This window comes from Mesorhizobium sp. M7A.F.Ca.ET.027.03.2.1 (assembly GCF_003999175.1).
Taxonomy (GTDB): Bacteria; Pseudomonadota; Alphaproteobacteria; order Rhizobiales; family Rhizobiaceae; genus Mesorhizobium.
The window spans coordinates 1-1884 of the sequence record NZ_RZOM01001149.1; the positions used below are offsets into that span (position 1 = coordinate 1).

Here is a 1884-nt window from a genome sequence, read left to right on the forward strand (position 1 = left end):
GATTGCAGCAGCCCAGAATACAAGCGTCGCGATCCTTCGCGCCCCCTCTGTCCCACCGACATCAACCACTTTCTCACGAACAGTTCCCACCGAACGGGCTTTGCTCTACCAATATCCTGATACGGGCACGGCCCGGCGGGAGGGTCAGAGATGCCGAGTTTCGACAGCCTGTTCAATGCCTTCGTCACCATTCTCGTGACCATCGATCCGCCTGGCCTGGCGCCGCTGTTCCTCGCCGTGACGCGCGGCATGAACCGCGAGGAGCGCCAGCAGGTTTCGGTGCGCGCCTCGATCATCGGTTTCCTGGTGATGGCGCTGTTTGCGGTTGCCGGGGCCTCGATCCTGTCGGTGTTCGGCATCACGCTGCCGGCCTTCCGCGTCGCCGGCGGATTCCTGCTGTTCTTCATCGCCTTCGAGATGGTGTTCGAGCGCCGGCAGGACCGCAAGGAGAAGATCGGCGACGTCGCCATCACCAAGGACATGATCCACAACATCGCCGCCTTCCCGCTGGCGATCCCGCTGATCGCCGGCCCCGGTGCCATTTCGGCAACAGTGCTGCTTTCCGGCTCGTTTCAAGGCTTTGCCGCGCAGGCGGCACTGGTGGGCATCATCTTCGTCTGCCTCGCCATCACCTATCTGGTGTTCGTGCTGTCGGAACGCATCGACCGCATCCTCGGCCAGACCGGTCGCTCGATCCTGACCCGTCTGCTTGGCGTCATCCTGGCGGCACTGGCCGTGCAGTTCGTCGCCGACGGCATCAAGGCGCTGATAGCGGGCTGACAGGCTGACGTGGCGAGAATCCCGAAGCCGGTTCTATTTTCGCCGTCGTGTCGATGACCTCGAAATCGTGGGTAATCGTGGCGGTCTTGGCAAGCATCGCGGAGGCCGAGCAATATTTTTCGATCGAAAGGTCGATCGCGCGTTTCACCTTGTCGCTGGAGAGTGCCCTGCCCTTGACCACGAAATGCATATGGATGCGGGTGAATACTCTTGGTTCGGTTTCGGCCCGGTCAGAATCGAGTTCGACGACGCAGTCCTCGACCGCCTCGCGGCCCTTTTCGAGAATATGCACGACATCATAGGCCGAACAGCCGCCGGTGCCGATCAGCACCAGCTCCATCGGGCTCGGTCCCGGCGTCCCGCCTTCTGGTCCAGGCGCGGTTCCGAGCACGACCTTGTGGCCGCTACCGGACTCCCCGACGAAGGTGCGTTCCTCGACCCATTTTATGCGTGCTTTCATCGAACTCGTCCTTCGCCATATTTCGTTGACCGCCAAGTCAGCGTTCAATTCGACAATGCAAAACCCCGAAAGTCCATGAGGACTCTCGGGGCGCAATGTTTGACTTAAGCCAAAAATAACATCTGCTGTTGCGATCAGAACGGGATTTCGTCGTCCAGTTCGCGCGACGAGCCGCCGCCACCGCCTTTGGGAGCGCCACCACCGCGATTAAAGCCTTCGCTCGGGCTGGACTGGCCGAAATCGGAACCACGGCTGCTACCGCCACCGGTATAGCCGCCGACCTGACCGCCTTCGCCCTGTCCACGCGCGTCGAGCATCTGCAGCTCGCCACGGAATTTCTGCAGCACGACTTCCGTCGTGTACTTGTCGGCGCCGGTCTGGTCCTGCCATTTGCGTGTCTGCAACTGGCCCTCGACATAGACCTTCATGCCCTTCTTCAGATACTGCTCCGCCACCTTGGCGATGCCCTCATTGAAGATGACGACGTTGTGCCACTCGGTTTTTTCCTTGCGTTCGCCGGAATTCTTGTCGCGCCAGCTTTCCGATGTGGCGATGCGGATGTTGACGACCGGCTCGCCCGAATTCAGGCGACGGATTTCGGGATCCGCGCCGAGATTGCCGACCAGAATGACCTTGTTGACGCT

The 1884-nt window shown here is 60.9% G+C and carries 3 protein-coding genes; 1 reads left to right on the top strand and 2 read right to left on the bottom strand.

What is annotated here, in order from left to right; all coding sequences use genetic code 11:
• Positions 1–150 precede the first annotated feature (150 nt).
• Positions 151–780 carry a MarC family protein gene (locus tag EN750_RS32260; RefSeq protein ID WP_013531832.1) on the top strand — a complete coding sequence of 210 codons (630 nt, stop codon included), beginning with the start codon at positions 151–153 and terminating at the stop codon, positions 778–780.
• Here EN750_RS32260 and EN750_RS32265 read toward each other — a convergent pair.
• On the bottom strand, positions 758–1240 hold the full coding sequence (locus tag EN750_RS32265) for an OsmC family protein (protein ID WP_127399102.1): 483 nt from the start codon (positions 1238–1240) through the stop codon (positions 758–760). The two genes, EN750_RS32260 and EN750_RS32265, sit on opposite strands and share 23 nt — an antisense overlap.
• Positions 1241–1374: 134 nt before the next feature.
• A partial coding sequence (gene ssb / locus EN750_RS32270) for a single-stranded DNA-binding protein (RefSeq protein ID WP_127399103.1) occupies positions 1375–1884 on the bottom strand: 510 nt, incomplete at its 5' end.

What these genes read in the sequence shown, in the direction of transcription:
- EN750_RS32260 (WP_013531832.1), top strand. Translation starts at nt 151, where the DNA reads ATGCCGAGTTTCGACAGCCTGTTCAATGCCTTCGTCACCATTCTCGTG.
- EN750_RS32265 (WP_127399102.1), bottom strand. Translation starts at nt 1,240, where the DNA reads ATGAAAGCACGCATAAAATGGGTCGAGGAACGCACCTTCGTCGGGGAG.